The organism is Pseudomonas sp., assembly GCF_049645325.1.
In the GTDB taxonomy this organism is placed as follows: Bacteria; Pseudomonadota; Gammaproteobacteria; order Pseudomonadales; family Pseudomonadaceae; genus Aquipseudomonas.
In genome coordinates this window covers 1-3371 of sequence record NZ_JBARTQ010000173.1, presented here as the reverse complement: position 1 = coordinate 3371, position 3371 = coordinate 1, and the positions used below count along the sequence as shown (strand labels likewise).

At 57.3% G+C, this 3371-nt stretch carries 4 protein-coding genes; 3 read left to right on the top strand and 1 reads right to left on the bottom strand.

Features of this window, described 5'->3' with window-relative positions; all coding sequences use genetic code 11:
• The coding region (locus WBB95_RS07730; protein WP_424487031.1) for a carbohydrate porin at positions 1-293 on the top strand (293 nt) is incomplete at its 5' end.
• A 47-nt stretch (positions 294-340) separates the two neighbouring features.
• Here WBB95_RS07730 and WBB95_RS07725 read toward each other — a convergent pair.
• On the bottom strand, positions 341-1906 hold the full coding sequence (locus WBB95_RS07725; protein WP_424487030.1) for an efflux transporter outer membrane subunit: 1566 nt from the start codon (positions 1904-1906) through the stop codon (positions 341-343).
• Positions 1907-2241: 335 nt separating this feature from the next.
• Between WBB95_RS07725 and WBB95_RS07720 the strand changes: the two genes are divergently transcribed.
• Positions 2242-2457, top strand: a complete 216-nt coding sequence (locus tag WBB95_RS07720) for a DUF1656 domain-containing protein (protein WP_424487029.1) — start codon at positions 2242-2244, stop codon at positions 2455-2457.
• Positions 2458-2466: 9 nt separating this feature from the next.
• Positions 2467-3371, top strand: a 905-nt coding sequence (locus tag WBB95_RS07715) for an HlyD family secretion protein (RefSeq protein ID WP_424487028.1), incomplete at its 3' end; no start/stop codon positions are given.

Here is a 3371-nt window from a genome sequence, read left to right as displayed (position 1 = left end):
CCTACGGTTGGACTGGTAACGTGTCACTTCAGGGCAGCGGCCTGATCGGCGGACGACCATCTGACACGATGGGAGCTGGCTACTTCTATGATGGGCTGAACAGCGACTTCAAACAACTGGTGAGTGCCGATCCAGCGTTCGATTTGCAGGACGTACAGGGCGTCGAACTCTACTACAACGCGGCCATCACCCCCTGGTTCCATCTGACCGCCGACCTGCAGGTCGTCGATAACGAAAACGTCGCAGACGACACCGCCATTATTTTCGGCCTCCGCGGAAAGATCGATCTGTAATCCACAGAGGATTGCCAGCGAAACAGTTTTCGTTCCCGTCGTGGCATTCAGTTCGCTTCGTCCGTGATCGAGTCGGGCTGGGATACCTCAGTCGTGAGAAGCGGCAGTGGAATCACTTCCGATTCCCCTTCGGGTTCCGCCTCTGGTTCACACTCCGTCATCCCGCGTAATTGAAAACCGGGGCAACGGATTTGCCAGCCACCGCCGAGCGCCTTATAAACGCTAGTCAAACTCGTAGCAACTTCGCCTTGGGCAGCCGCCAACTGATCCTGCTTTTGCACGAGATCACCCTGCAACACGAACACACCGGTAAAGTCCGTCTCGCCTTCTTTGAAGTTGAGTATTTGCAGTTCCAGAGCCCGCTGGGTTGCCTGTGCACTACGAGCGAGCGACCTGACTTGCTCCTGGGTTCGCAGGAATGCGACCAAGGCGTCTTCCACCTCTTGGTTGGCGGTGAGCACGGTGTTTTGATAGTTGACAGCCAGCTCTTGAAAGCGTGCATCTTGGAACCGCACGTTGTTCGCAATTCTGCCGTAGTTGAGCACATTCCAGCTGAAAGAGGGGCCAATCGATCCGCCGTTACTCAGGGAACTGAACAGGTCACTAAACTGCTCAGCTTGGGTAGAAACATCTCCGTTGATGGCGATACTGGGATAGAAATCCGCGGTGGCAATACCGATCTTAGCGCTCTGCACGGCGACTTGCCGTTCCGCTGCCCGTACGTCGGGCCGCCGGCGCAAGAGGTCTGCCGGGATGCCCAGCACCACTTCGGCGGGTGCGTGGGGAATGCCGCTGGCTGTTCCGAGCATCATGCGCAGGTCTGTGGGTGGCATGCCGAGCAAGGTGCAAAGTCGATTGTTCGCCTGGCGCAGGCCAACTTCGAGTTGTGGAATCGCTGCTCGGGTCCCCTCCAAATTTGACTCGGACAGATGGACGCTGATGTCGCCCGTTTTGCCTGCTTCGGCGCGGGTCTGCGCTAGTTTCAATGAGCCTTCTTGAATCCGAACATTCTGACGGGCGTAGTCGAGTCGCTCCTCGAACGTGCGAATGTCAACGTAGGCGGTGACGACCTCGGCGATCAGGCAGACCAACAGTGCGTCATATTCTTCGACGGAGGCGTCGAGACTGGCATCAGCTGCCTCCACCGCTCGACGAAATTTACCCCAGATGTCCATTTCCCAGCTGAGGTTACCTCCGAACGACCAGGCGTCGAAACTACGTCGAAAAGCTGGCAAAGGTGCTAGCAGCGGTTGTTGGACGATACCGATTTGCTCTCTGGCGTAGCTGCTCGTAAGCTGCTGCTCTTGAGGGAACAGGTTCCCCGCGACGCTGGCACGTTGCACGCGCGCTTCCAACACGCGTAGTCCAGCTTCGCGCAAGCTCAGGTTTTGCTGGTGCGCCGTTGCCACGAGATCATTGAGCACCGGATCCTGAAAAACCGACCACCAGTCGGGATACTTGGGTGGCGCGCTGATGACCCGCGGATCATCGCTGTCGATCCAATTCTCAGCGACCGGTGCGGCCGGCTTACGATAGTCGGGCCCGACCTTGAATCCATTGCGTGCCCATGGAGAGAGCTGGCAGCCGCTCCCTAGCAGGCAGGCCGCGGCCAAAGCCCAGACCCGCGCATGACAGAGCAGTCTGAGCGCGAGACCTTGGGCGCACTTAGAACTTGGCGAGACGGACTTCCCGCGCATCCAGCTGTCATGATCGATAGGGTCCACAATATAGGGACAATCGGCTAATCCGCAGAATCGGAGCCAGCGTACTTGAGGTGGGCAGGACAGATTACCTCACCGTTACCCACGGAGAAGGCCAGCTTGGTTTTCATCAACAGGAGGGCCTCCCGCACTTAAAATCGGCTGTCAGTATCGGTTTGGTCTTGCTTGTTGGTACAATGGACTAAACCTCGCATTATGCCCATTTTCCCAGGGGATGGCTTTTACGTATGTTTCACCGGATACCGTCGGAGGTCTCGTTTGAGTGGGTCTATTTCCCGCCGTTTTTTTTCACGGTGGTGTTCGGATTCGTCTGTACTTTGGGGGTTGCGAAGTTGCTGAACAGCGCAGGATTCAGCCGGTTTTTCTGGCATCCGGGGCTGGCATTCGTGTCGCTGTGGGTGCTCGTGACTTCGCTGATCGGCCTGACCGTCATTCCACCCTAGGAGGCAGTGATGTCTGCAGGTGATATTACCAAGAAAATTTCGCCCAAGCTTGTCACGCTGTCGCTCGTCGTCGTGGCGGCGCTGGCAGCCTATGCGCTTTACGTGCGTTACACCAACCGACCATGGACGCGTGATGGTCAGGTGCGGGCCGATATCGTCAAGATCGCTCCACGGGTAGAGGGCTACATCGTGCAAGTTGCGGTCAAAGACAACCAGTTCGTGCGTAAAGGCGAACTGTTGTTCGAGATTGATCCAAGCAATTACCAATTGGCGGTGGATAAGGACCAAGTTGCACTGGATCAAGCCGGAGAAGATGTCGAGGCCTTGGAGGCCGCAGTTCGAGCCGCGGAAGCTGTTGTCGAGCAAGGCAAAGCTGCCGTCACATCAGCCGGTGGTCAGGTCGATGCGGCGCAAGCGGGCATCACATCGGCCGAAGCTGCGGTGACGCAGGCCGAAGCCGGTATTCTGTCGGCAAACTCAATGATCGAGCAACAACAAGCCTTGTTAGAAGAAGCCCAGCGCGAAGCGGAACGAGCTAAACGTCTGGCAGACCAAAGGGCCGGTTCCGTGGAAATCGCACAGGCAAAAGCTTCGGCAGTAACCGCATTTCAGGCCGAACTTGCCAGCGCCCAGGCTGGATTAACCCAGGCATCGGCGAGGGTCGAAAGCGCAAAAGCAGCAGTGGCCGAATCACAGGCCAAACTGGTCATCGCAGAAAACGGCCGAGCGGAAGCACAGGCAGCGTTGCTGACAGCAACCGCTGGACTGGATGAAGCCAAGGCGAATCTGGGCCAGCCCGGAAAAGCCAATGTCCGCATTCGTAGCGCGACCGTCCAACTTGAGGAGGCCAAGCTCAAACTGTCCTGGACGAAGGTCTTTGCCCCCAGTGATGGCTACCTCTCAAATCTGTATGT

Bases quoted from the DNA above. Each gene is read 5' to 3' on its own strand.
- WBB95_RS07720 (WP_424487029.1), top strand. From the start codon at position 2,242: ATGTTTCACCGGATACCGTCGGAGGTCTCGTTTGAGTGGGTCTATTTC.